This is a genomic window from Ruegeria sp. AD9, assembly GCF_056542305.1.
Map to the genome: position 1 here is coordinate 211416 of NZ_JBQFZP010000004.1, position 23872 is coordinate 235287.

Consider the following 23872-nt stretch of genomic DNA (forward strand, 5'->3'; position numbering starts at 1 on the left):
TCAGATGATTGGAATTGTTGGAATTGTCGTCATTTTCGTGATGGTCTTCGGCGGCTATCTGGCCGCTGGCGGCAAGATGACCATCATTCTAAAGTCGCTTCCGTTTGAAATGATGATGATCGGTGGTGCCGCGGTTGGTGCCTTTTTGATCAGCAACGACATCGGCGGCGTGAAACACACGATCAAGGACATGGGGAAGGTCTTTAAAGGCCCGAAATGGAAGCCCGAGGATTACCGCGACCTGTTGTGCCTGCTGTTTTCCCTCATCCGCATTGCCCGCGCCAATCCGGTAGAGGTGGAACAGCATATCGAAGACCCCGGCAGCTCGGACCTGTTTTCGTCCTACCCCAGAATTCAGGCCGACAAGGAAGCGGTTGATCTGATTTGCGACACGATGCGGTCCGCGGCGATGAATTACGACGATCCGCATCAGGTCGAAGAGGTTCTGGAGAAACGGATGGAAGCGAATTTCCACCATGCCCTGAATTCGAGCCACGCCTTGCAAACCGTGGCCGACGGCCTGCCCGCACTTGGAATTGTCGCCGCCGTTCTGGGGGTAATCAAGACAATGGGGTCCATTGATCAGCCACCGGAAGTTCTGGGAAAACTGATCGGCGGCGCCCTTGTGGGTACGTTTCTGGGTGTCTTTCTGGCCTACGGTCTGGTTGGTCCCTTTGCGGCCAAGCTGAAATCCGTTGTCGAGGAAGACAACCACTTCTATCAGTTGATCAAGGAAGTTCTGGTTGCAAACCTGCACAACCACAATGCTGCCATGTGCATTGAGGTCGGACGCCAGAACACACCAACGCACAACCGCCCCGGTTTCTCTGAGCTTGAGGATGCGTTGAAAGAGCTCAAACGGGCCGCAGCATGAGGCAAACCGCGATACTGGTTGCAGCGTTGATCACGCTTGCAACGGCCGCAACCTCTGAAGAGGTGACTGTGCGGTCCGGTGAACATGACGGCTACACCCGGCTGGTTTTCACCGTTCCACCGGATACGGGTTGGGTTCTGAGCCAACGCAAGAACGGCGCCAAGCTGGCAATTGACCTGAAGGGTGTCACATTTCGGACGGGTTCGGTGTTCGGGCGGTTGACATCAGATCGGCTGGCCGCGCTGTCGCAAGCGCAACCCGGTGGCGCGCTTGAGCTGGAATTCGGTTGCGACTGCACCGCGTCGGCGTTCCTGTTTCGAAACTCGATGATCGTTCTGGACATTGCGCCAGCAATAGCCCTGCCCCCCTTGCTTGCGGAAATCCCTCCGCCGACTCGAAAAAAACCGGCAGCGCCGAAAGCTTCTCCCGCGGAACACAAGCTTCTTTCCCAGCTGGACCTGCCGCTTCTGACCGGGAAGACGCACGGGATCAGGGATCAGTTGTCGACCCGTCTGGTGCAAGGGGCGGACCGTGAGCTGCTGGACCTGAATCTGGCACCTGTCGGACCGCGCCGTTCTGCCTCGTCCGAGGCCGTGACGCTGTTACCCGGATTGACATCGAACATCCGTGTGACCTCGGTTCTGGATGATCTGCAGGACATTCTGAACTCTGGTTTGCAGCAGATCGACGACAACCCGGTTTGTATCTCAACGGCCGAACTGGGGTTCACGACATGGTCCGGGACGCGCCCGTTTCCAGAGCAGGTGTCCGCCTTGCGCACCGCCCTATACAAAGAGTTCGACCGTCTTGACGCGGAAAGCGCGCTGGAACTGGCAAAGCTCTATGCCTATCACGGCTTTGGGGCCGAGGCGCAAAAGGTTTTGCAGTTATTGAACACCGCGTCGGATGAGGCTGGACGTGTCGAAGGGATTGCACGGCTGGTGGATGAGCGGCTAGCACAGGTGCCAAATCCATTCAGGGGCCAGCAACGGTGTAACAGCGACGTCGCACTTTGGGCCGTGCTGTCCGAAGGTCAGCTGGCATCCGACGCACATCTTGAAGCCATCGAACACAGCTTTGCAAAGCTGCCAGAGCATCTTCGCCGCCATCTTGGCGCGCGGCTTTCGGATATCCTGACAGACACGCACGAACTGGAGGCCGCGCGCAGGATCATGCGTTCGGTCGACCGGGTTGAACAGAACCCGTCCCCGAACGCCACGCTGGCCCGGGCTGGCGTCGCCGAAGCCGAAGGCAACAGCGCCCTTGAAGAGGCCCTGCTGACCGAGGTCGCGACCTTAGCCGGGACCAAGACCGAAGCGCCTTTGGCTTTGGCCCGGCTGGTGGAAAATCGGTGGTCCGACCGCAAGACCGTGTCTTCAAAGGAACTTGAACTGGCCGCGTCTTACGCGATCGAATTCCGGCGATCCGAACTGGGCCCGATGATGAACTGCACCCATGCGATTGCCCTGGGTCTGAGTCAGGATTTCGACAGCGCATTCGATGTGATCCAGTCTTTGCCAGACGGCCCGGACAGCAACAGCGCTTTCAACCGTCACCTGCAATTGCTGGCAGAGCGATCAGACGACCTTACCTTTTTGCGTCAGGTTACGCTGGTGCAGCAATCGGGTCGGGCGGCGGCGCTATCCACGGATACCGCGATTGCACTGGCCCAACGCCTAGCCGTGCTCGGCTTTGCCGATCAGGTCGTAGCGCTTGCGAACAGGCCTGAAGATCAGGCCCGGCGGTCAGAGCGCGCCCGTTTGCGCGCCCGTGCGGCGTTGTTGTCGGACCGCCCGCAACAGGCCATGCTTGAGCTGGCCAATGATACCTCGGACGAGGCGCTCGTCCTGCGGGCGCAGGCGTTGGACAAGGTGCAGGACTACGCCGCAGTGGCCGAACTCATGAAGAGCCGCGGGCAACAGGACGAGGCGAACCGGTACTTATGGCTGGCCGGGTTGCCGGGGGAAAAATCTGGGCCATCTGACGGAAAATACGCAAGCCTCAACCAAACTGCGGAGGCCCTTTTGGCCCCGCCGGTTCGCGTGTCAGGCAAGCCGCTGGCTGATGCGGGAAGCCTACTGGAGGACAGTCAGGCAACGCGGCAGAGGATCGTCGAAATGCTGAACACGGTCAGGGTGGAGTGAGGTTTCCCAACCGACCGGACCAATTGCCCGGATCGATGCAGGCGGGACGGGGCGCGGTTCACGGTTCTGGCGGATCAAAAATCAGCGGTGTCAGGTCTGCATACCGCACGCTTTTGTCCGGCCAGCCAAGTATTACACGACGGATGCGGTCGGCACGTACTTCCCCAAGCACAGGGGCTGCAAACTGCATGTATTTGGCGATGACGTCGTCCCGTGTCATGGGGGCCTCGGGGCCGCCGCGGGCATGAATATCCCCGGATTTCAGAACACGGCCATCCGTTGTTGTGATCGTAACATCTGCCCAGCGCCCTTCAGGAAACCGGACGCTGTGGTGTTCGCTTTCCGCGACCGTGATGCGGGACATCAGATTGGCGACCGCGGGATCAGACAGGCCAGACCTTGAGATATGTTCAACGCCGATGCGCCCGTAAACGGCCTGAACTGCCACGGCAAATGGCAGGGAATACTGCGCTTGCGAAGTTGTTTCGGGCAGCCCCGCAAAAAGACAGGCCGCCTGATGAAAGCTGTTGATATGCACTGTTTCGATCTGCGCGCTGGTCAGGTCATGCGCGATCATGACAGCGCGCACGCCATCAATCGCGGCATGGGCCCAGCGACAGATCGGATAGGGTTTTACATATTGATGTTCGACCTGCCAGAAGGTGCCCAGATCATCCCAGTAGGGTTTGACCTCTTCCGCCTCGATGGTGATGGCGGGCGCGCCGGTAAAGCCGCGTTCGGCCAGAACAGCGGCGGAAAGCCCCACCATCGCGCCCCAGCCCGACCCGTCATGCAGCATTGTCGGGTTGGCAATCTCGCGCATCATCTGGCTGCGTGGCCCGTGATACTCGGCGATCCCCATCGCCTGCCGCATCTGGTCGGCAGACAATCCGCGTAGGCGCGCCGCCATCGCGACCACGCCCAGCGCGTTCCAGGCACCGGATGTGTGGTAGTCGCTGACACTGGCGTGCAGTGACAGGCCCGCGCGCCCGGCCACCTCGTACCCGGTGACGACCGCTGCCAAAGCCTCGGGTCCGGTTAGGTTCGGGCAATGTTCGGCCAGTGCGGACAGCGCTGGCAACACGACCACCCCAATATGGCCCTTGGTGGGGTTATATCCATCGTGACCATCCAGATTGTCGGTTTGCGTAGCGGCGGCATAGGCAGCACCTGCCATGCTGACGGTACGGCCATCGAACAGCATCCGTGCGCCATAAGCAGAATCGGAGCTGGCATAAAGCAACGCCGCCGTGTCCCGCGCGATCACGCCTGCCTGCATCGGGCCGGACGCGATCAGGATCCCCATCGTGTCGAGCATCATCAGCGCCGCGGCCTCTAGTGCGCTTTCGGGCATGTCCGAGGCCGCGCGGGTCAGCGTGAAATCGGCAACCCTGGAAAATGTATCTGTCTGCGGGTTATGCGTCATGAGAGCTCTCCTGTCGGGCGGGGCCGGTACAGGAAAGTCAGCCACAGGTAAGGGCGGGCTTGTACTCTGTTCCCGACGCCAAATGTCGGGAACAGAGGAAAACGTATGAAGAAGAGACCCTAGTAAGGGGCTTCGACGCCGTTCATGGACACGTAGACTGTTTTCATTTCCGAAAAATGGTTGATCGCCAGCTTCGAATTCTCGCGTCCGACACCCGACATTTTCGATCCCCCGAACGGGGCCTCGACCGGGGCAAGGTTATAGGTGTTGATATAACAGGTCCCCGCCTCGAACCCGGCCACAACACGGTGCGCGCGGGTCAGGTCATTGGTGAAGACGCCTGCGGCCAGACCAAATTCGGTGTCATTGGCACGGGCCATGACCTCGGATTCCGTGTCGAAATCCAGCACCGACATGACGGGGCCAAAGATTTCCTCGCGCGCGATGGTCATGTCATCGTTCACTTCCGCAAAAACGGTTGGCTGCATGTAGAAACCGTCGCCTTCGATCCGGTTGCCGCCGAACACCAGCCTTGCGCCCTCGGCCCTGGCTTTGTCGACATAGCTCAGCGCGATGTTCAACTGGTTTTCGCTGACCATCGGACCAAAGCTGACGTCCTCGTCCATCGGATCGCCGATTTTGGCGTTGGCCAGACGTTCGGACAGGCGTTTCAGGAAGGCATCCTTGATCCCTTTTTGCACAAAGACGCGGGTACCGTTGGAGCAGACCTGGCCCGATGAATAGAAGTTGCCAAGGATCGCGCCGGACACCGCGTTTTCGATGTCGGCATCGTCAAAGACGATCATCGGAGATTTGCCGCCCAGCTCCATGGTGACGTGCTTCATGCCGTCAGCTGCCGCGGCATAGACCTTGCGGCCTGTCGGCACTGATCCGGTCAGCGAGACCTTGGCTACACGCGGATCGGTGACCAGTGCGGCCCCCACGTCGCCATAGCCCTGAATCACGTTGTAGACACCCTTGGGTGCGCCGGCTTCGACCAGAATTTCGGCCACTTTCAATGCCGAAAGGGGCGTGGTTTCCGAAGGCTTGAAGACCATTGTGTTGCCGCAGGCCAGCGCCGGGGCACCTTTCCAGCAGGCAATCTGCGTGGGATAGTTCCACGCACCGATGCCCACGCAAACGCCCAGCGCCTGACGGATGGTGTAGACGAAATCGCCACCGCCCAGCGGAATATGCTCGCCGGTCAGAGAGGCGGCCAACCCGCCGAAATATTCCAGCGCATCTGCACCCGATGTGGCATCTGCCACCGTGGTTTCCTGAATCGGTTTGCCGGTGTCATGGGTTTCCAGAACCGACAGGTCGTAGTTGCGGTCGCGCATAATGTCGGCCGCGCGGCGCAGAATGCGGCCGCGTTCTGTTCCGGTCAGTGCGGCCCAAGCTGCCTGAGCGGTTTTCGCGCTGTTCAGAGCCTTTTCTACAATCGCCGGTGTCGCCGAATGCAGACGGGCAATCACCTCGCCGGTAGCGGGGTAGATCACGTCAATGGCCGCGCCATCGGTATCCTCGACATAGGTGCCGTCGATGAAATGGCTGGCCTTGGGCTGAAACTTCATACCGTGTCCTTTTCGCTCGACCCCGTCCGGGCGGGGCATTTGGTCATTTTGAATCGGCCCTAATGGTTATTGACTGGCCAGTCAATAAAATCATCCAAGCGGCAAGGTCACGCCTGCCACCGCGCACAAATCTTGAAACTCCTTGGTTAATGTTCTATATATGTTCCACATAGTCAGAGGACAAACCGATGACCCAGCACATGCGCCACACGGCCCTGAACGGGCCAAACAATGACTACCACCTGCTTCCGGTAACAGACCGGCAGATGCGATATGCGCGCGCCATTGCCGAGAAATCAGCGCTTGAGATCCCGGTTGAAGTTCAACGTGACAGGCGATTGTTGTCCGACTGGATTTCGGCCCACAAATCATGTGGCACCTCGCAATTCGACGATTACCCGACGGGCAAGCAGGTGGCATTCGCCGAACGGATCTCACGCAGCAAGCACCGCCCGATCCCGTCCGAGTGTTTTCGGGACAAGAAAATGATGTCCCGCTGGATTGATCACAACAGATAACCCTTACTTAGGGTCTTCTGGCGCATGATTGCGGGTATAAAGCGCAACCGCAGCCGCAACAAACATACCCAGCAGAATGTAACCGGTCACAGCCTCGGACACTGCAAGCCCGCGACACAGGCCGGTCGGGGACATGTCGCCATACCCGACCGTGGTGAAGGTGACATATGAGAAATACAGGACATCCCCCGGACCCTGCGCCCCGACCACACAGTTGTCGTTGTACCCAAAAGCCCCGTAGACGGCGGCGAACAGGAACGGGACGACCTGGATGAATGACACGCCCATCAGGAACAAAAGCCGTCGCGGCGATTTCACCTGTGTCATGTAGTACCAGGATTGCGACACCAGCCAGATCAGCAGGCCAACCGACGCGATTGTTCCGATCATGTCACCCGCAGCGGTTTCGTTCAGGCGCGACAACCCGAACCAGGCAAGAAAGCTTGTCAGAACCAGCCCCAATGCCGCAATCAGGGTCGATTTCCATTCTTCCAAAGTTGTGGGTTTGCGATGCATGAACGCTCTCTCAGCCTAGTCTGAGGGTGATCATCCGACCTAAAGCAAGGGCCTGCAACCCGCTTTCAGTCCTGACGCAAATGCGGCTCGCCCCGCTTGCGCGCAAGCACTATCTGTTTTTGCCGTTCACGAAAGCGCATCTTGTCGGCCTCGGAGGTTTCGTCGATGCATTGGTGACAGGACACGCCATGTTCATATTCGGGGCGTTTCATATCCTCGGGCAGGATCGGGCGACGGCAGCCATGGCACAGCTTGTGCGGTCCTTCAACAAGGCCGTGCCCTACCGAGACACGGTTGTCGAACACAAAACATTCACCCTGCCACGAGCTGTCTTCGGATGGCATCTCTTCAAGATAGCGCAGGATGCCACCTTTGAGGTGATAGACATCATCTACCCCCTGCCCCAGCAAATAATTGGTGGACTTCTCGCACCGGATGCCGCCGGTGCAGAACATGGCAACGCGTTTGTTGTGAAAGCGGTCCTTGTTCGCCTCCCACCAGGCAGGAAATTCGCGGAAGCTGGCTGTTTCAGGGTCTATTGCGCCTTCAAACGTGCCGATCGCCACTTCGTAGTCATTGCGGGTATCGATCACCACGACATCGTCCGAACGGATCAGATCATTCCAGTCCTGCGGATCGACATAGTTGCCGACACGGGCGCGCGGATCGACATCCGGCTGACCCATGGTCACGATCTCTTTCTTCAGGCGCACCTTCATCTTGCCGAAAGGCGGATGGTCCGAGGTCGCCTCTTTCCACTCCAGATCCGAGCAACCGGGCAAGGCCCGGATATGTGCCAATACCGCATCGATCCCGGCGCGTGGACCTGCGATGGTGCCGTTGATACCTTCCTGCGCCAGCAACAGCGTTCCCGTGACGGACTGCGCGCGGCACAGATCAAGCAACGGTTCGCGCAGTGTGACGGGGTCTGGGAATCGGGTAAAGTGATAGAGGGCAGCGATCGTGTACATATGCGCGATCTACCCCCGCAAACCCGGAGTCGCAAGGGATTGCATTGACGCCCCGGCCCCTGCCCCCTACCGATAAGGCAGTTATACGGAGGCCGCCATGACCCATGCCCTGCTTGTCATCGATGTCCAGAACGATTTCTGCCCGGGCGGTGCCTTGGCAGTGGCCGGAGGAGACGAAATCGTCGCGTCTATCAATACCATGATGGAGGAGTTCGACGCCGTGATCCTGACGCAGGACTGGCATCCGGCGGGGCATTCTTCCTTTGCCAGCTCGCACAAAGGCAAAAACCCGTTCGAGCTGATCGACATGCCTTATGGCCCGCAGGTGCTGTGGCCGGACCATTGCGTTCAGGGCTCAAACGGTGCTGCGTTTCACCCCGAGTTGCGCACTGATGGTGATTTGATCCTGCGCAAGGGGTTCCGCAGTGGCATCGACAGCTACTCCGCGTTCTTCGAAAATGACCATCAGACGCCAACAGGCCTGAAAGGCTATCTTGAGACCCGAGGCATCACCCGTTTGACACTGGTTGGATTGGCGACCGATTTCTGCGTTCACTATTCGGCTGTAGACGCTGCCCGGTTGGGATTCGATGTCACAGTCCGGATGGATGCCTGCCGCGCGATTGACATGGACGGATCACTGTCTGCCGCCGAGCAGGCCATGCGCGACGCCGGTGTTACGCTGGCCTAAGGTGTCGCCCCGGCAGCCGCCAGCAGTTTGATCGTCACAAACAAAACAACGGCCAGCCCAAACGCCAGCCCGATACGCCCCGAAATAGAACGCCGACGTGCCGAAACGGGTTGCTGTGGCTGTGGCGGTGGTTTGCGCACCTGACGCGTGCGCACGATCCCGGCCATGGGCTGCGCCATCCGAATGTAATGCAGAAAATCCCACAGGTTGAATTCGCCGCAATACTCCCCCTGAACGCCGCGCGATTTTATGTTCTCAAACAGAGAACGCAGAATCCTGACCCGGTCCACCTGATCTTCGGCCGGAAACACACCGGGCACGATGCCGCTGTTCCGCGACTCGAGGCTGAACCCGGCATCCAGGAAAATCTTGCGGATTTTCGGCGATGTTCCCCGTAGCGCATCTGCCGTTCTGATGTCGCGAAACACCGCACACACCTGGCGTTCCACATCAGAGTCTGACCCCAGCTTCTCCGGGTCAATTTCGTTCAGTGCTACATTAACAATATCAAAATCGTACTCGAGACCCATTCACAAACTCAGTTTCGTCTTACCATCCCCTTCTCTCACTAACCGGCGAAAACAATGCACAATATGCCCGTATTGTGACGTCATGCTGGCATTGTCACCAAATCAGCGACTCTTGCCATTCCCGTTGTCGATTGATCTAACTACGGAAATCGCAGGAGTTCCCCATGGTCGACATCGCGACCCGCGTCTACAATCATAAATGGAAGATTGACCCGATTGTCCGGTCTTTAATCGACACAGACTTCTACAAACTGCTGATGTGCCAGTCAGTGTTTCGAAACAAGCCCCAAACAAATGTGGTGTTTTCCCTGATCAACCGGTCGAATCACGTGCCTTTGGCCCGTTTGATCGATGAAGGCGAGCTGCGGGAACAGCTGGATCATATCCGCTCGCTTAGTCTCAGCCGGGGGGAAAGCACCTGGCTGCGGGGCAACATGTTCTATGGAAAACGCCAGATGTTCCGTTCCGATTTCATGGAATGGTTCGAAAATATGCGCCTGCCGCCCTACCACCTTGAACGCAAAGGCGATCAGTATGAACTGACCTTCGAAGGCAAATGGCACGAGGTCATGTTGTGGGAAATTCCGGCGCTGGCGGTGCTGATGGAACTGCGCTCGCGTGCAGTGCTGAACGACATGCGTCGGTTTGCGCTACAGGTGCTATATGCCCGCGCGATGACCCGCGTATGGGAAAAGATCGAAAAGCTGAGCACGATCAACGGTCTGGGGATTGCCGATTTCGGCACGCGGCGACGGCATTCTTTCCTGTGGCAGGATTGGTGCGTGCAGGCGATGATCGAAGGGCTCGGCCCCGCGTTTACCGGAACCTCAAACTGCCTGATCGCGATGCGGCGTGAGGTTGAGGCCATCGGCACCAACGCGCATGAGCTGCCGATGGTCTATTCCGCGTTGGCCGATACCGATGCCGAACTGGCGCAGGCCCCTTATGACGTTCTCAGCGATTGGCATGACGAACATGACGGCAATCTGCGCATCATCCTGCCCGATACCTACGGCACCAAAGGCTTTCTGGACAACGCGCCCGACTGGCTGGCTGGCTGGACCGGTATTCGCATCGACAGCGGCGACCCGGCTACCGCCGCCGAGGTGGCCATCAACTGGTGGAAAGCGCGCGGAGAGGACCCGACCCAAAAACGGATCATATTCTCGGACGGGTTGGACGTAGGCAGTATTCAGGAATTGCATGCACAGTTTGCGGACCGCACCAAAGTATCCTTCGGCTGGGGTACCTTGCTGACCAACGATTTCCGCGGACTGGTCCCTCATGACGCGCTGGCACCGTTCTCACTGGTCTGCAAAGCCGTATCCGCCAACGGACGCCCGACGGTAAAGCTGTCGGACAATCCGAAAAAGGCAATGGGCCCCGCGGATCAGATCGAGCGATACAAACGGGTGTTTGGCGTGGGCGCACAGGAAGCGATCAAAGTGATTGTCTGAGCTAAGGCATAATACCAAACACTTACCCTCAATTCATATGATGTCAGGACTGAACGACCACCGACTGGCGTCGGTAGGATCGGCGATATGGTTTTCGAGGTATTGCAGCACGATATCTTCGGTGATGGCGCCGTTGGTGGTTGAGAAATGCCTCCTGCCCCAGAACCGGCGACCCCAGTAGCGGCTGCGCAGCGCGGGAAGTTCCCGTTGCACCTTGTGAGACGAACGGCCCTTCATCTTGCGCACCCGACCCGAGATGGCAATCTTCGGCGGCACCGACACGAACAAATGCACGGGATTGCTCGACAACACCCCGCGCAAGATGTCGACCTCGTTCTCGTGGCAGACCCAACGGATGATGGCGCGTACCCGCAAGCGCACCGCACCGGTCAGCACCTAGTAGCGATACTTGGTCGACCAGACGATATGGTAGCGGTGATAGAAAACACAGTGCTTGCCAGTGTCATACTACATGACCTTACCCTCTGGAAAATGAGCCTTCGAACCGGCTGCGGCTCATTTTCCAGAGGGTAAGGTCATAACACGATTCTCCGCGCTGAAGCAGGTACGACTGGAAGTCGGAGGGTTTACTCCAATGCGTGGATACCAAACAGGTGGTTCATAATTCGCAGCTGCGCAATCTCACATTGATGATCATCACTCAGCGGATACCATCAACAAGCTTTCGAGAAGCGTAACACGTGAACCGCCCATCAAAGTCTTCAATGCCTGTTTTTGAGCGCAAAATTTCCGCTTGCGGTTACCTGCTTTGAGGCCGCACTTCAGACCAAGGTGCGTTTCCTCGAACTGAGCCGAGTATCTATCTGTACATGGGATTTTAATCTTCGGAAAACTGGTGCCGCTGAAGGGACTCGAACCCCCGACCCCATCATTACGAATGACGTGCTCTACCAGCTGAGCTACAGCGGCGCCTTGAGTCATCCGGAACTGGCCTCGACCGGATGAGATGGCCCATTTAAACTGTCAGCCTAAAGCCTGCAAGACCAGTTATGTCCGTTCGGGCCTTTCCCCCCTTTTCACCAGAGGTTGTCGTCGACGTATTGGGCCAATGATCAATCCAATGGGGCGAGCTTTCAGTTTGTGAAATTTTTGTAACGACGCATGAGTAGCTTTGACCCTAAACTTATTATTCTATATTTCGTGAAATATGATAAAAGAGATAACCAACCAGCTGGCCATCCTTGGCCACCCACAACGTATCACCGTATTTCGCATGTTGATGCGACGGTATCCTGACACTGTTCCAGCGGGGAAACTGGCGTCGGAACTGGGGATCAAGTCCAGCACCTTGTCGAACTATCTCAACGCGTTGCAGCGATCCGGGCTGGTCAAGCAGGAACGATCCGGGACGTCACTGCTCTATTCGATTGAGATGAAGAACGTGCAGCACATGTTCGATTTCCTGCTCGTGGATTGCTGCCGTGGCCGACCCGATCTTTGCATGCCCTTGGCCAAAGGGCGCGAAACCATGGCTGACCGAAAGTTCAATGTGTTGTTCATTTGCGTGGGTAATTCTGCCCGGTCGATCTTTGCCGAATCCCTTTTGCGGGATATCGGCGGGGATCGGTTCAATGTCTATTCGGCCGGCATACGGCCGTTTTCCGAGCTCAACCCGTTTGCAATTCGGGTCCTTCAAGACAAGGGGCATGATACTTCGGCGCTCCGCTCCAAGAACGTATCCGAGTTCTCGCGACCGGGCGCACCCGAAATGGATTTCGTCTTTACGGTCTGCAATCAGGCTGCGAACGAAGAATGCCCCGCGTGGGAAGGCCAGCCGATCAGCGGTCACTGGGGCATGGCGGATCCGGTCAAGGCAGAAGGCACCGATGCCGAGAAAAGCCTGGCCTTTCAAAACGCGTACGGCGCGCTGAAGCGTCGGGTTCAAGCCTTTACATCGCTGCCGGTTGAAAGCCTGGACCGGATCACACTGCAATCCGCCGTTGATGAAATCGCGCGGTCGCCACTTGAGGATGCGCCATGACGACTTACGCTGTGAACGGCCTTGGCCGAATGGGGAAACTGGCCCTGAAGCCCTTATTGGAACGGGGCGCAAAGATTGCCTGGATCAACGATGCCGTCGGCGACCCCCAGATGCACGCGCATCTGTTGGAGTTCGACACGGTACACGGGCGTTGGGATGCAGAATTCAGCTTTGATGCCGACAGCATCACTGTGAATGGAGCCCGCCTGCCGTTCATCGGCACGAAAGACCTGAACACCCTGCCGCTGGATGGCGTTGATGTCGTGATCGACTGTACGGGCGTGTTCAAAACCGAGGCCAAGCTGGCCCCGTATTTTGATGCCGGGGTAAAGAAAGTCGTCGTCTCTGCCCCGGTCAAAGACGGCCCGACGGCAAATATCGTTGTCGGAGTGAATGAAAGCACATATGACCCCGCGACCCATAAAATTGTGACAGCGGCCTCTTGCACAACGAATTGCCTGGCGCCGGTGGTCAAGGTGATCCACGAGAATCTGGGTATCCGCCACGGGTCGATGACTACGATCCATGACGTGACCAACACGCAAACAATCGTTGATCGGCCCGCAAAGGACTTGCGGCGCGCACGGTCGGCCCTCAACTCACTGATCCCGACGACCACCGGTTCGGCCACCGCCATCACGCTGATCTATCCGGAACTCAAAGGGCGTCTGAACGGTCACGCCGTCAGGGTGCCGCTTTTGAACGCCTCGCTGACCGATTGCGTATTCGAAGTTGAGCGGGCCACCACGGTTGACGAGGTCAACGCCCTCTTTAAAGCGGCGGCTGAGGGTGACCTGAAGGATATTCTGGGTTATGAAACCCGCCCTCTGGTATCTACCGATTACACCAATGACAAACGCTCCTCGATTGTCGATGCGCCCTCAACCATGGTGATAAACGGGACACAGGTGAAAATCTATGCGTGGTACGACAATGAGATGGGCTATGCGCACCGCTTGGTGGATGTGGCGCTGATGGTCGGGTCCTCGCTGTGACCCAGCGGCCCGAAGGACTGTCGGCTTATGTCGCGGTCACGGCGGCTTATTGGGCCTTCATGCTGACTGACGGGGCGCTCAGGATGTTGGTGCTGCTGCACTTTCACACCATGGGATTCTCACCGGTTCAGCTGGCCTATCTGTTTGTGCTTTATGAGATTGCTGGGATCGTCACCAACCTGGCCGCAGGCTGGATTGCCGCCCGGTTCGGGCTAACGTCCACCCTGTATGCAGGATTGGGGCTGCAGGTGGTGGCGTTGCTTGCCATGACACAGCTTGATCCGCACTGGACCGTTACCGCCTCGGTCATCTTTGTGATGATGGTACAGGGGGCAAGCGGAGTGGCCAAGGATCTGGCCAAGATGTCGTCGAAATCATCAGTCAAATTACTGGCCCCGGCCGAGGGCGGAGGGTTGTTTCGGTGGGTCGCTGCGCTGACCGGATCAAAAAATGCCGTCAAAGGGCTGGGTTTCCTGTTGGGCGCGGCCATGCTGGCCACGTTGGGATTCATGGCGGCAATCCTGGTCTTGGCGGCGGTTCTGGCACTGATCCTGTTCGCAGTTATCCTGTTCATGCCAGCGGGCCTGCCGAAGGGGCGAAAAGGGGCGAAATTCTCGGAAGTATTGTCAAAATCCGCCAATGTGAACTGGCTGTCCGCGGCGCGGGTCTTTCTGTTCGGTGCGCGCGATGTCTGGTTCGTGGTCGGCATCCCGATCTATTTCTACGCCGTCCTGTCGGATGGCACCGAGGACGGCAACCGTTCCGCGTTCTTCATGATCGGAACATTCATGGCGGTGTGGGTCATCCTCTATGGCGCAGTGCAGGCCTACGCGCCAAAGATCCTTCGTGCGGCGGATCGAACCGAAGGCGATTTGATCCGCGCGGCACGCAGGTGGGCGAGTGCCCTTTTCTGCGTTCCTGCGTCTCTAACATTGGCCGTTTCGCTGTCACATGGGCCTGAAACCTGGCTAACCACAACGCTTGTGGCTGGGCTGCTGATCTTCGGAGCAATCTTTGCGGTGAATTCATCGCTGCATTCCTATCTGATCCTGGCTTTCACCCGGTCCGAACGTGTGACAATGGATGTCGGATTTTATTACATGGCAAATGCAACAGGACGGCTGATCGGCACGGTTCTGTCCGGCCTGACCTACCAGATCGGAGGATTGCCACTGGTCCTCGGGACCGCGACCGTGATGGTGGCCCTTGCTGCGTTGACTTCAGGCAAACTGACGGATCAAACCTCCGAAGCACTGACGTGACCATTTCGAACGATATCTCACGGACTGGATCGCTCTTGCCATGATCGGTGGCATTCTGATCGGAGCGGCTGCGCAAGGTTATTGAAGAACGATTAGCGAGAATTCTATATGTTTCGGCATATGACCTCGCAAAGCTTAGCAAATCATGACGGCGCCACTGGCCGCGGAAACCCGGTATCTGTTAAACAATACGGTATTTTTGGTGACCCCGGCAGGATTCGAACCTGCAACCTGCCCCTTAGGAGGGGGCTGCTCTATCCAGTTGAGCCACGGGGCCTTGTCAGGCTCTCTGTAACCGGGATTTTCCGGGTTGTCATCGCCTTTGCACAATTGTTGTACACGCCGACCTGTTCACGCTACCATCGGACAAAACAACAACGCAGGTGCCTCCCGTGAACAGTGAAACCAAACGCCCGCTTACCCTTCGTGATGTGTCCGAGGCTTCCGGAGTATCCGAGATGACGGTAAGCCGGGTTCTGCGTAACCGGGGGGATGTGTCTGACGCCACCCGCACCCGCGTTCTGGCCGCCGCCAAGGAGCTTGGCTATGTCCCCAACAAGATCGCGGGCGCATTGGCGTCCAGCCGGGTTAATCTGATCGCGGTGATCATCCCTTCGCTTTCGAATATGGTCTTCCCCGAGGTGATGACAGGCATCAATCAGGTGTTGGAAGACACCGAATTGCAACCGGTGGTCGGGGTAACCGATTATCTGCCCGAGAAAGAGGAGAAAGTGCTGTACGAGATGCTCTCGTGGCGGCCTTCCGGCGTGATCATTGCGGGGCTTGAACATACCGAGGCCGCGCGCGCTATGCTGGATTCGGCAGGTATTCCGGTGGTCGAGATCATGGACACGGATGGCAAGCCGGTGGATGCGATGGTGGGGATCTCACACCGCCGCGCGGGGCGCGAAATGGCACAGGCAATCCTGAAGGCCGGGTATCAGCATATCGGTTTCATGGGCACCAAGATGCCACTGGATCACCGCGCACGAAAGCGGTTCGAAGGCTTTACCGAAGTTCTTGGCAAGCACGGGATCGAGATCGAGGATCGCGAGTTCTATTCCGGTGGATCGGCCCTGGCCAAAGGGCGCGAGATGACCCAGGCCATGCTGGAACGCTCACCCGAGCTGGATTTCCTGTATTACTCGAACGATATGATCGGGGCCGGTGGCCTGCTGTACCTGCTGGAACAGGGTATCGATATTCCGGGACAGATCGGCCTGGCCGGGTTCAACAATGTCGAGCTTTTGCAAGGCTTGCCCCGAAAACTCGCGACGATGGACGCCTGTCGTCTGGAAATCGGCCGTCAAGCCGCCCAGATCATCGCCGAACGTCTGGAAAATCCTGATACCGAGATCGAGACACGCGTTACTCTGACCCCCACGATCAGTTATGGTGACACGCTGAAACGGCGATGAACACATCCCTGAAAAGGCTCGACAACCGGACGGCCCGGGCGATCTTCATGGACCGGCACGTATTGGGTGAACAACCCTCAGGCTCGGCCAAAGGTTCCGCGCTTCTGGATCTGATCCACCGGCTTGGATTTGTTCAGCTTGATAGCATCAACACCGTTGCCCGTGCCCATGACATGATCCTGTTCTCGCGCAGGCCCGCCTATCGCAGCGCCGACCTAAAAAGGCTCTATGAAAAGGATAACGCGCTTTTCGAGCATTGGACGCACGATGCGGCGGTGATTCCGATGAAATTCTATCAGCATTGGCATCTGCGCTTTCAGCGGGATGCGGATATGTTGAAGGCGCGGTGGAAGAACTGGCGGCGGGATGGGTTCGAACAGCAGTTTGACACAGTCCTGCAACACATCCGCGACCATGGGGCGGTGTCGTCCTCGGATGTTGGCAAGGATGAAAAGAAGGGCTCGGGCGGGTGGTGGGACTGGCACCCATCGAAAACCGCGTTGGAGTATCTGTGGCGCTCGGGTGCCCTGACCGTCGTCGGTCGGGATGGGTTCCAGAAACGCTATGATCTGACAGAGCGCGTGATTGAAACACAGCTCTGCCCCGGAAACACGCCCTGTGATGCCGAAGCGACCGTGGATTGGCTGTGCAACGCCGCATTGGACCGGCTTGGATTTGCAACATCCGGAGAGTTGGCGGCTTTCTGGGACACCGTCAGCGCGGCTGAGGCAAAAGACTGGTGCGCGGCGTCGCTGGAAAGTGGCGATATTGAAGAAATCGAGGTCACCTGTGCCGATGGGTGCCTGCGCAAGACATACGCCCGCCCAAACCTGACGACCGAAGTACCGCAACCACCAGGCCACATTCGCGTGCTCAGCCCGTTTGACCCCATGCTGCGCGACCGCCGCCGGGCCGAGCGGCTGTTCGGCTTTCACTACCGCATCGAGGTTTTCGTCCCCGAGGCCAAACGAACCTATGGATACTACGTTTTTCCTTTGCTCGAGGGCGACCGTATGATTGGCCGTATCGATATGAAGGCCCACCGCGATCGTGACCTGCTGCATGTCAAAGCGCTCTGGCCCGAGCGCGGTGTGCGCTGGTCAGATGCCCGTACCCGACGCCTGAACGCCGAGCTGGACCGGGTGCGGCGACTGGCCGGTGTGGAACATGTGACTTTCGCCAAGGACTGGCTGAAAGACCCTAAATAGGGTCTATTCTGCGTCGGACAGGGACAATTTGATCGGTTCCAGCCCATCAATCTCACCTGTCAGAACATCCCCTGCAACGACTGGACCAACGCCAGCCGGCGTACCGGTCAGGATCAGGTCACCGGGGCGCAGGTGGTAAAAGCCGGACAGGTGCATGACAATCTCGTCGATCTTCCAGATCAGCTCCTCCAGGGTCGCGTTCTGGCGCAACTCTCCGTTTACGCTTAGCCGAATGCGCTTGTCATCCTCCGGGGTCCAGTCGGCAGCTGGTGTCAACGGCGCAAAGACCGCTCCGTTTTCGACGTCCTTTCCCAGATCCCAGGGCCGCTGCTTGTTGCGCTCGCGGATTTGCAGATCACGGCGCGTCATATCCAGGGCGCAGCCATAGGCAAAAATGGCATCCCACGCCTGCGCACTGGTGGCGCGAAACACGGGTTTTCCAATGGCCAATGCCAATTCCATCTCATGGTGGTAATTTTCGGTCCCGGCAGGATAAGGAACCGTCGCACCTGAGAGTACAGCGTTCGGGGCGGATTTAGTGAAATAGAAAGGTGCCTCGCGATCCACCTCATTCCCCATTTCTGCGGCATGGGCAGCATAGTTTCGACCGACACAGAAGATCCGTCCAATGGGATATCCGGCCGCCGCGCCGACAACGGGGATGGTGATCGGGTCCGGAAGCGAAAACAGGCTGTTTGGCATGATAATCCCTGAAGGTTGCGTATCTTCCATATTACGTCTGCCAAACCCGCCAGCAAGCCCGGAAAACACGCTGTATTTCGCCAATCTCGAGGAGGTGTTTCAGCGTGAAACGGCTCAATTCTGACCTGAATGACTGACGCCGTGTCAAAAATTGGTTTCATCAGTTTTTATGGTCTCACCAGTACACAAACAGATCGAAACAACTCTTGGCTCAGTCAAAAGCCGGGCTAAATCCTCAGGTAGTCAGGCCCGTGCCGATTTCGGTGCGGCGTCAAAATTCAGAACAGCAGCTTTGGTAAAGCATTCCACCAAAGTGACGTCGACAAACCATACGCTGACCCATTTACCGATCGGCAACTGCCTAAACCAGTTTCGGAGAGTATAGGTGCTAGGCCCCTCCCCCATGGGCCAAAAAGACCCTGTTCAGAGCCACATTTCAGGCTTTTCGTATACTCCGAAGCACAGGCCGGACCGTCAGGTTTGACGTAACCGGTCTTGGGCCAGGCACCAACGACCAGTCCGGGTCTGGCCGCCCCGTCGGAGACTCCCCCTACAGTTTCCGGCGGGGTCACTGCCAACGACATCGGATACAGTGCCAATAATCAGGAGTCGAGGTCCTTCAACTCGTTCAGCAGATCCAGCAGTAACTCATGCTTGTCCGGTCCAAGCTGAGATCGAATACGTTCCGCCTGGGCCGTGCTTGCAGCCAGATTGGCACGAATGATCTGAACCCCTTTTGTATTGATCTCAACAACCTGACGCCGTCGGTCAGCCGGATGGCTGCGCCGCGTGATCAGTCCACGGTTCTCCAACTTCTGAAGAATGCGCGTCAGGCTTGGCAGCAACAGGCAGGCGCGATCGGCGATGTGGGTCGGCTCTTGTGGGCCTTCTTCGTTCAACACCCGCAACACCCGCCACTGCTGTTCCGTGACGCCAGCGTCAGCCAGCATTGCTCGAATGGGTCCCATAACCTTTTCCCGCGCCCGCAAAAGCGCAATGGGCAAAGATCGCGACGTCAGAGGGAGATCGTCGGTCATAAGAAAATTATCACCGAAATCCGGGATATAAGCAAGCAACCCGACACGCAGCAGCAGCGCCCGCACCCGAATTTGCACCGTCATGCGGGCCGATTTCGGGCTGGACAATTCAAAACGACCGTTGAAGATGCCATCGACATCCGCTTCTTGTCCTTCTCACCCCCTGCGGTCGAAATATGAGGTTTCAGCATGGCAGCCCCACAAAACGCATTCAAACAGGCTCTAATACAGGGCAAACTGCAGGTTGGCTGCTGGATGAGCTTTGCTGAATCCGTCACCGCCGAGATCATGGGAACCGCGGGTTTCGATTGGCTGGTGATCGATGGTGAACACGCACCAAATGATATCCGCTCGATCCGGGATCAGCTGACAGCTTTGGCCAGCAGCGCATCTCATCCCGTTGTGCGGGTTCCTGTCGGAGAGACCTGGCTGATCAAGATGGTTCTGGATGCTGGCGCCCAAACAGTACTGGTTCCGATTGTCGAAAGCGCCGCTCAGGCGCAGGACTTGGTCCGTGCCTGCCGTTATCCGCCGGACGGGGTGCGGGGTGTTGGTGCAGCGGCATCGCGCGCCACGATGTATGGGTCGACAAGCGACTATATCCAGACCGCAGATCAGGAAATCTGCCTGTTGTTGCAGGTGGAAACCCGCGCCGGATTGGCCGCGTTGGATGACATTCTTCAAGTCGAAGGTGTGGATGGCGTTTTCATCGGTCCCGCTGATCTGTCAACCGACATGGGGTACAAGGGCAACAGCGCCGCACCCGAGGTGCGCGAGGTCATCGCGGACGCCCTGGCCCGGATCAAGGCCGCAGGCAGAGCGCCGGGCATCCTTGCCACCAATGACGAAGCACGTCAGACCTATCTGGACATGGGCGCACAATTTCTGGCGGTCGGCATAGATGTGATGCTGCTGGCGCAGGCGGCTCGCGCGCTGGCCGGGCAATGGAAACCATCCTAAACAGTCAACTGCGCATGGCCGCAGCGGCCTGCGCATAGCCGCCCGAGGCTCCATCAACAAAATGCACATGGTCATCCCGCATGGCCGAGGGGACGATACATGTCATCATCGCCTCGTCCTGTGCGTGCAAACCGTATCTGATTTTCCCCCGGCGACGCGCCTCTTCAAGCAGGTGTTCGATTTGGCGCAACGTGTCCGGATCGCAGTCGAACGTCATTTTCAGCCCGTCATCAAACTTTCGGTAATCGGCATTACTGCTGACCATATGTCTGTAATGGTCCGGCTCAAAGCGTCCCATCCGCAGGCCAGTTTTGAACAGTACCGCGATCAACAGGTTCTGAACCAGCAGGACGAGTTTGTGCATAATCACATGACGCCCGTTGCGCGACACATGAGCGTCGATGTCAAGGCCGGGTGGAGGCCACGCTATGGGCGGACCCTTTTCCGACACTGGATGGCCTGCACGATCCAGTGTTTCCGACGCGGACAGGACGGATTGCGCAAGATCGGCAAAGTCCCGTTCGGTTGCTGACGGTGTGGGCTGTACGACCAGCGAAACGATCTGACCGTGACGGGCCGGGCTGTTGGACCACCTGCAAGACAGGCCTGTCAGATCCGGCTGCGCACCTGGCCCGGCGGGTGTAACCATATTTTGCCCGGCTTTCATCACGGCCTCGGCCCAGGCCAGACCACCACCGGAAAACATGGCGTAATCCACTCCGGTAGAGGGTGCATAGCGCGCAACGCGCAGATCCTTACCCGCTTTGCGAATATCAGCCACCGACACCAGCGCTGCCCGCAAAGGCATGGAGAATTCTTCATCTGCCCAGCGCCGCAAATCCGCCAGCGTAGTCCGGGCGATTTCAGCTTTTCCGGGCGGGACAGCAAACCCCGCCCCATCGCCGCCAAAGACATATGGAAACAACGCGCCGTCCATTGCGTTGATCATGGCCGAAATTACCGCAGCGCCCACAGTATTGACAGTCTTGTACCGGCCCCGCGCGATTTCGCCCGTTGAATCGACAATATCAGCAACACCCAGAACCCAATCACCGGGCAGTTTTGAAAACTGCGCGGGGTCTGCCAGACGGGTAAAATCGCGCTGCAAGGGAAGGTTTTCGTAAAATGCGGACTGGAGGTCTTTCATGCTCCCCCTCGGAATCAGTGTTTTGACAAAGATAGCCGTAAGGCGAGCCATGTCCTGACTTTGAAACAATATACACAGGCTTGTGCGTTGCATCACGGCGTGCCAAGCATTTCCCTCGGACGAGCAGGAAAGGGCTGAATATGCAGGCAGGTTTGGTGGTTTTATGCCTGGGCTATGTGCTCAGCCAGTTTTTCCGTGCTTTCCTTGCGGTTCTCAGCCTGGATCTGGAGCGTGACATCAGTGCCGCGCCCGAAGATCTGGCCTTTGCTTCCGGTCTTTGGTTTATCGTGTTCGCCGTCATGCAGATCCCGGTCGGATGGGCGCTGGACAGGATTGGGCCCCGCTTCACGTCCGCCGCGCTGCTTCTGGTGGGCGGGGCAGGTGGAGCGGCGGTTTTCGCAGCCGCAACAACGCCCTTGCACATCAGCATAGCCATGGGCCTGATCGGTGTCGGGTGCTCTCCGGTCCTTATGGCCTCCTACTATATCTTTGCACGCGAATACCCTCCGGCGCGGTTTGCTACATTAGCGGCCGTGATGCTGGGCGCAGGGTCCGTTGGAAATCTGGTGGCTTCTTATCCAACCGCGCTTGCCGTGGAATGGATGGGGTGGCGCGGTACGATGGTCGGGCTTGCCGTGGTGTCCGCCGCAATCGCATTGGGCCTTTGGCTGACTGTTCACGACCCTGCGAAGGTCGAAACAGAACACAAGGGATCGCTGCTGGATCTGCTGAAGGAGCCTGCCTTGTGGCTGATCCTGCCCCTGATGCTGGTTGCTTACGCCCCCGCTGCAGCGCTGCGCGGGCTGTGGGCCGGGCCGTACCTGAATGACGTTTTCGGCCTCAGTTCCACTCAGATCGGCACCGCAACGCTGATCATGGGCGCGGCCATGATTGCGGGCACTTTTGTCTACGGACCACTGGACCGTATTTTTGGCACCCGGAAATGGGTGGTTTTCGCTGGCAACGCTTTGGGTTCAGTTGCGCTGGGCCTGCTCTGCCTGTGGATTGATAATGCAACATGGCTGTCCGTCCTGCTGATGGCCGTGATCGGCTTTACCGGTGCCAGCTTTCCGGTCATCATGGCTCATGGCCGGGCCTTCGTACCTCCGCATCTGGTGGGGCGTGGTGTGACATTGCTGAATCTTTTCGGCATCGGCGGCGTTGGCATTGCTCAATTCGTCACCGGGCGTATTCACGCAGCCACCGTGCAAGACGGATCAACCGTGCCCTACACAGCAATATTCGGGTTTTTTGCGGTCACTCTTGCCATAGGGTGCGTGATCTATCTATTCAGCCGGGATAGTGTGGATTGACGCAGCCATCAGGAGAGTCCGTTGAACGACCCCGTTGTCATAGCCCCAAATCTGAAACGCAGACTGTCGGGCGTAACAGCGACCATAGCAAGGCTGGTTCCGCTGCAGACGCAATGGATCGACATCGCCGCCACCGGGCCAGGTCTGCCCGCTGACACTCCGCACATCCCGCTTGGTCGACTGCCTTTCCTGTCGCGTCGTAAAAGGCGGGTCTGGCACGCGCGCCGCAACACCGAGATGTTACTGGGGCTCATCCTGCGCAATGTGTTCCGGTTGAAACTCAAAATGCTGTTCACAAGCGCGTCCCAACGGCCGCACACAGGCTATACCAAATGGCTGATCGGCAAGATGGATGCTGTCGTTGCAACCTCGCGCAAAACCGCAGGGTATCTTGAGCGAGACTCGCAGGTGGTGATGCATGGCATCAACCTAGAAGACTTCGTTCCGCCTTCAGACAAGGCCGCCGTCCGTGCTCGGCTGGGGCTGCCGGATGGGGTACTGTTAGGGTGTTACGGCCGTATCCGACACCAAAAAGGCACGGATGCCTTTGTCGACGCCATGATTGACGTGTGCGGACGGTTCGAAATAGTGTCAGGCATCGTCATGGGCCGGGCAACCGAGAAACACACCGCTTTTCTGGCCGAACTGAAGACTAAAGTCGCCAAAGCTGGCTTGTCTGATCGCATCCTTTTCAAGCCCGAGGTGACCGTAGATCAGATTGCTGAATGGTATCAGGTCCTGGACCTGTTTGTTGCGCCACAAAGGTGGGAGGGATTTGGTTTGACCCCTCTCGAAGCAATGGCCTGCGGTGTTCCGGTCGTGGCCACAGATGTCGGCGCGTTTTCCGAAATCATTACTGATCCATCCTTTGGCAAGGTGGTAGCCCCCGATGATGTTCCTGCCTTGGTCGAGGCGATTGCCCTAATGCTGAAAAGCAATGATTCCCTGTCACAAGCGGGCCAGGCATCCCGCGCCCATGTCGAGCAGAATTTTGACATTCAGGGCGAAGCAAAGACGCTGGTTGCGCTATATGAACGACTTTTGAACGATTGAACCGCTTGAATTCGGCATCAGTCGTTGAAAACCCCGCTGATAGCCCTTTTTTCTTCGCCGCAACGCGGCTATGA

Annotated in this window: 21 protein-coding genes, 2 tRNA genes and 1 pseudogene; 13 read left to right on the forward strand and 11 right to left on the reverse strand. The window is 57.9% G+C overall.

Annotated elements, in window-relative coordinates; genetic code table 11:
- Window positions 1–4: 4 nt before the first annotated feature.
- Window positions 5–874, forward strand: a complete 870-nt coding sequence (motA, locus tag ACR0AM_RS08310) for a flagellar motor stator protein MotA (protein ID WP_480622619.1) — start codon at window positions 5–7, stop codon at window positions 872–874.
- The gene (locus ACR0AM_RS08315) at window positions 871–3018 is read left to right on the forward strand and encodes a hypothetical protein (protein ID WP_480622620.1); all 2148 of its coding nucleotides are present in this window, start codon (window positions 871–873) and stop codon (window positions 3016–3018) included. The genes motA and ACR0AM_RS08315 overlap by 4 nt, the downstream gene beginning before the upstream one ends.
- Window positions 3019–3076: 58 nt before the next feature.
- Here the strand turns inward: ACR0AM_RS08315 and ACR0AM_RS08320 are convergent, their stop codons facing one another.
- Together ACR0AM_RS08320 and betB are read right to left on the reverse strand one after the other, a co-directional pair.
- Window positions 3077–4444 carry an MmgE/PrpD family protein gene (locus tag ACR0AM_RS08320; protein ID WP_480622621.1) on the reverse strand — a complete coding sequence of 456 codons (1368 nt, stop codon included), beginning with the start codon at window positions 4442–4444 and terminating at the stop codon, window positions 3077–3079.
- 119 nt (window positions 4445–4563) lie between these two features.
- Window positions 4564–6018, reverse strand: coding sequence for a betaine-aldehyde dehydrogenase (betB, locus tag ACR0AM_RS08325; protein ID WP_480622622.1), 1455 nt, complete (start codon window positions 6016–6018; stop codon window positions 4564–4566).
- A 188-nt stretch (window positions 6019–6206) separates the two neighbouring features.
- Between betB and ACR0AM_RS08330 the strand changes: the two genes are divergently transcribed.
- On the forward strand, window positions 6207–6536 hold the full coding sequence (locus ACR0AM_RS08330; RefSeq protein WP_480622623.1) for a hypothetical protein: 330 nt from the start codon (window positions 6207–6209) through the stop codon (window positions 6534–6536).
- A gap of 3 nt (window positions 6537–6539) precedes the next feature.
- Here the strand turns inward: ACR0AM_RS08330 and ACR0AM_RS08335 are convergent, their stop codons facing one another.
- Together ACR0AM_RS08335 and trhO are read right to left on the reverse strand one after the other, a co-directional pair.
- Entirely contained in the window at window positions 6540–7052 is a 513-nt protein-coding gene (locus ACR0AM_RS08335) for a potassium channel family protein (protein WP_480487029.1), read from the reverse strand.
- A 65-nt stretch (window positions 7053–7117) separates the two neighbouring features.
- Window positions 7118–8023 carry an oxygen-dependent tRNA uridine(34) hydroxylase TrhO gene (gene trhO / locus ACR0AM_RS08340; protein ID WP_480487027.1) on the reverse strand — a complete coding sequence of 302 codons (906 nt, stop codon included), beginning with the start codon at window positions 8021–8023 and terminating at the stop codon, window positions 7118–7120.
- A 97-nt stretch (window positions 8024–8120) separates the two neighbouring features.
- Between trhO and pncA the strand changes: the two genes are divergently transcribed.
- Window positions 8121–8714, forward strand: coding sequence for a bifunctional nicotinamidase/pyrazinamidase (gene pncA, locus ACR0AM_RS08345; protein ID WP_480622624.1), 594 nt, complete (start codon window positions 8121–8123; stop codon window positions 8712–8714).
- On the opposite strand, the gene ACR0AM_RS08350 is transcribed toward pncA, so the two are convergent.
- Window positions 8711–9244 carry a hypothetical protein gene (locus tag ACR0AM_RS08350; RefSeq protein ID WP_480622625.1) on the reverse strand — a complete coding sequence of 178 codons (534 nt, stop codon included), beginning with the start codon at window positions 9242–9244 and terminating at the stop codon, window positions 8711–8713. The genes pncA and ACR0AM_RS08350 overlap by 4 nt on opposite strands.
- A 164-nt stretch (window positions 9245–9408) precedes the next feature.
- Here ACR0AM_RS08350 and pncB point away from each other — a divergent pair, with 164 nt between their 5' ends.
- Window positions 9409–10701, forward strand: a complete 1293-nt coding sequence (pncB, locus tag ACR0AM_RS08355; RefSeq protein WP_480622626.1) for a nicotinate phosphoribosyltransferase — start codon at window positions 9409–9411, stop codon at window positions 10699–10701.
- 33 nt (window positions 10702–10734) lie between these two features.
- Here pncB and tnpA read toward each other — a convergent pair.
- Both tnpA and ACR0AM_RS08365 read right to left on the reverse strand, forming a co-directional pair.
- Window positions 10735–11127 (reverse strand): annotated as a pseudogene (gene tnpA / locus ACR0AM_RS08360) (IS200/IS605 family transposase).
- A 428-nt stretch (window positions 11128–11555) separates the two neighbouring features.
- Window positions 11556–11631: transfer RNA gene (locus ACR0AM_RS08365), tRNA-Thr, on the reverse strand.
- Between the two features lie 238 nt (window positions 11632–11869).
- On the opposite strand from ACR0AM_RS08365, the gene ACR0AM_RS08370 reads away from it, so the two are divergent.
- The 3 genes from ACR0AM_RS08370 to arsJ are packed head-to-tail and all read left to right on the forward strand — an operon-like array spanning window position 11870 to window position 14960.
- Window positions 11870–12703: an arsenate reductase/protein-tyrosine-phosphatase family protein gene (locus ACR0AM_RS08370; protein WP_480622627.1), complete on the forward strand. Its 834-nt coding sequence runs from the start codon at window positions 11870–11872 to the stop codon at window positions 12701–12703.
- Window positions 12700–13698: an ArsJ-associated glyceraldehyde-3-phosphate dehydrogenase gene (locus tag ACR0AM_RS08375; RefSeq protein WP_480622628.1), complete on the forward strand. Its 999-nt coding sequence runs from the start codon at window positions 12700–12702 to the stop codon at window positions 13696–13698. Before ACR0AM_RS08370 ends, ACR0AM_RS08375 begins: the two co-directional genes overlap by 4 nt.
- A complete protein-coding gene (gene arsJ, locus ACR0AM_RS08380; RefSeq protein ID WP_480622629.1) occupies window positions 13695–14960 on the forward strand; it encodes an organoarsenical effux MFS transporter ArsJ in 1266 nt (421 codons plus the stop codon). Before ACR0AM_RS08375 ends, arsJ begins: the two co-directional genes overlap by 4 nt.
- A gap of 200 nt (window positions 14961–15160) precedes the next feature.
- Here arsJ and ACR0AM_RS08385 read toward each other — a convergent pair.
- Window positions 15161–15237 (reverse strand) — tRNA-Arg (locus tag ACR0AM_RS08385).
- A 115-nt stretch (window positions 15238–15352) separates the two neighbouring features.
- Here ACR0AM_RS08385 and ACR0AM_RS08390 point away from each other — a divergent pair.
- Both ACR0AM_RS08390 and ACR0AM_RS08395 read left to right on the forward strand, forming a co-directional pair.
- A complete protein-coding gene (locus ACR0AM_RS08390) occupies window positions 15353–16378 on the forward strand; it encodes a LacI family DNA-binding transcriptional regulator (RefSeq protein ID WP_267366879.1) in 1026 nt (341 codons plus the stop codon).
- Window positions 16375–17586: a winged helix-turn-helix domain-containing protein gene (locus ACR0AM_RS08395; protein ID WP_480622630.1), complete on the forward strand. Its 1212-nt coding sequence runs from the start codon at window positions 16375–16377 to the stop codon at window positions 17584–17586. Before ACR0AM_RS08390 ends, ACR0AM_RS08395 begins: the two co-directional genes overlap by 4 nt.
- A 3-nt stretch (window positions 17587–17589) precedes the next feature.
- On the opposite strand, the gene ACR0AM_RS08400 is transcribed toward ACR0AM_RS08395, so the two are convergent.
- Window positions 17590–18288, reverse strand: coding sequence for a fumarylacetoacetate hydrolase family protein (locus ACR0AM_RS08400; protein WP_480493991.1), 699 nt, complete (start codon window positions 18286–18288; stop codon window positions 17590–17592).
- Between the two features lie 602 nt (window positions 18289–18890).
- Window positions 18891–19325 carry a homoprotocatechuate degradation operon regulator HpaR gene (gene hpaR, locus ACR0AM_RS08405; RefSeq protein ID WP_480494048.1) on the reverse strand — a complete coding sequence of 145 codons (435 nt, stop codon included), beginning with the start codon at window positions 19323–19325 and terminating at the stop codon, window positions 18891–18893.
- Between the two features lie 189 nt (window positions 19326–19514).
- Between hpaR and ACR0AM_RS08410 the strand changes: the two genes are divergently transcribed.
- Window positions 19515–20285, forward strand: a complete 771-nt coding sequence (locus ACR0AM_RS08410; protein WP_480474321.1) for an HpcH/HpaI aldolase family protein — start codon at window positions 19515–19517, stop codon at window positions 20283–20285.
- A gap of 4 nt (window positions 20286–20289) precedes the next feature.
- Here the strand turns inward: ACR0AM_RS08410 and ACR0AM_RS08415 are convergent, their stop codons facing one another.
- Complete coding sequence (locus ACR0AM_RS08415) at window positions 20290–21432, reverse strand: DUF3095 domain-containing protein (protein ID WP_480622631.1); 1143 nt, start codon at window positions 21430–21432, stop codon at window positions 20290–20292.
- 140 nt (window positions 21433–21572) lie between these two features.
- Here ACR0AM_RS08415 and ACR0AM_RS08420 point away from each other — a divergent pair, with 140 nt between their 5' ends.
- Together ACR0AM_RS08420 and ACR0AM_RS08425 are read left to right on the forward strand one after the other, a co-directional pair.
- Window positions 21573–22745 carry an MFS transporter gene (locus ACR0AM_RS08420; protein ID WP_480622632.1) on the forward strand — a complete coding sequence of 391 codons (1173 nt, stop codon included), beginning with the start codon at window positions 21573–21575 and terminating at the stop codon, window positions 22743–22745.
- A 21-nt stretch (window positions 22746–22766) separates the two neighbouring features.
- Complete coding sequence (locus ACR0AM_RS08425; RefSeq protein ID WP_480622633.1) at window positions 22767–23798, forward strand: glycosyltransferase family 4 protein; 1032 nt, start codon at window positions 22767–22769, stop codon at window positions 23796–23798.
- Window positions 23799–23872 lie beyond the last annotated feature (74 nt).

Excerpts from the sequence above, each read along its gene's own strand:
- ACR0AM_RS08420 (WP_480622632.1), top strand. The coding sequence starts at position 21,573 with ATGCAGGCAGGTTTGGTGGTTTTATGCCTGGGCTATGTGCTCAGCCAG.
- ACR0AM_RS08395 (WP_480622630.1), top strand. The coding sequence starts at position 16,375 with ATGAACACATCCCTGAAAAGGCTCGACAACCGGACGGCCCGGGCGATC.
- ACR0AM_RS08330 (WP_480622623.1), top strand. The coding sequence starts at position 6,207 with ATGACCCAGCACATGCGCCACACGGCCCTGAACGGGCCAAACAATGAC.
- ACR0AM_RS08375 (WP_480622628.1), top strand. The coding sequence starts at position 12,700 with ATGACGACTTACGCTGTGAACGGCCTTGGCCGAATGGGGAAACTGGCC.
- motA (WP_480622619.1), top strand. The coding sequence starts at position 5 with ATGATTGGAATTGTTGGAATTGTCGTCATTTTCGTGATGGTCTTCGGC.
- ACR0AM_RS08315 (WP_480622620.1), top strand. The coding sequence starts at position 871 with ATGAGGCAAACCGCGATACTGGTTGCAGCGTTGATCACGCTTGCAACG.
- pncB (WP_480622626.1), top strand. The coding sequence starts at position 9,409 with ATGGTCGACATCGCGACCCGCGTCTACAATCATAAATGGAAGATTGAC.
- trhO (WP_480487027.1), bottom strand. The coding sequence starts at position 8,023 with ATGTACACGATCGCTGCCCTCTATCACTTTACCCGATTCCCAGACCCC.
- betB (WP_480622622.1), bottom strand. The coding sequence starts at position 6,018 with ATGAAGTTTCAGCCCAAGGCCAGCCATTTCATCGACGGCACCTATGTC.
- ACR0AM_RS08320 (WP_480622621.1), bottom strand. The coding sequence starts at position 4,444 with ATGACGCATAACCCGCAGACAGATACATTTTCCAGGGTTGCCGATTTC.
- hpaR (WP_480494048.1), bottom strand. The coding sequence starts at position 19,325 with ATGACCGACGATCTCCCTCTGACGTCGCGATCTTTGCCCATTGCGCTT.
- ACR0AM_RS08350 (WP_480622625.1), bottom strand. The coding sequence starts at position 9,244 with ATGGGTCTCGAGTACGATTTTGATATTGTTAATGTAGCACTGAACGAA.
- ACR0AM_RS08335 (WP_480487029.1), bottom strand. The coding sequence starts at position 7,052 with ATGCATCGCAAACCCACAACTTTGGAAGAATGGAAATCGACCCTGATT.
- ACR0AM_RS08400 (WP_480493991.1), bottom strand. The coding sequence starts at position 18,288 with ATGCCAAACAGCCTGTTTTCGCTTCCGGACCCGATCACCATCCCCGTT.
- pncA (WP_480622624.1), top strand. The coding sequence starts at position 8,121 with ATGACCCATGCCCTGCTTGTCATCGATGTCCAGAACGATTTCTGCCCG.
- ACR0AM_RS08370 (WP_480622627.1), top strand. The coding sequence starts at position 11,870 with ATGATAAAAGAGATAACCAACCAGCTGGCCATCCTTGGCCACCCACAA.
- ACR0AM_RS08410 (WP_480474321.1), top strand. The coding sequence starts at position 19,515 with ATGGCAGCCCCACAAAACGCATTCAAACAGGCTCTAATACAGGGCAAA.
- ACR0AM_RS08415 (WP_480622631.1), bottom strand. The coding sequence starts at position 21,432 with ATGAAAGACCTCCAGTCCGCATTTTACGAAAACCTTCCCTTGCAGCGC.